Genomic DNA, 429 nt, shown 5'->3' with positions numbered 1-429 from the left:
ACCATCTAGTAATAGCTGTCTACACAGTGTACGTATTTCAGGATTATGCATGATTGCAACGGTCTGTCTACCGAGTGCTGTGATAGAATTAATGCCCAAGTTAACTAACAATTTATACCAAATAGCTTGTTGAATATTTGCTTCTAATACAATGTCGATTTGACTGTCTTGGACCAAATCTCTAAATTGTCGAGTTAATGCATTATCTTGTATACGTAATTGATAATCTCTGAAGTGCGTAACAACATCGCCTTTCTTTTGACCACTTATATAGACAACTGCTTGGCATACGTTTTTAAATGAAATATGTTCGAGTTGACCATAACCCATTTTGGGCTAAAATGATGAGCGTGTCCTCATGTGCAAGATGAGTTAAATGAGGAATAACTGCATCAAGTTGATGTGTTTTGACTGCAATAATAATAACAT

The 429-nt window shown here is 35.4% G+C and carries 1 pseudogene; it reads right to left on the bottom strand.

Annotated features, from left to right (window positions below):
- Positions 1-429 (bottom strand): annotated as a pseudogene (locus M3152_RS17855) (2-dehydropantoate 2-reductase N-terminal domain-containing protein); the annotation flags it as partial.

This window comes from Sporosarcina luteola (assembly GCF_023715245.1).
Classification (GTDB): Bacteria; Bacillota; Bacilli; order Bacillales_A; family Planococcaceae; genus Sporosarcina; species Sporosarcina luteola_C.
Note: the sequence above shows the minus strand (reverse complement) of the source record. Positions and strands in the feature narration are given on the sequence as shown.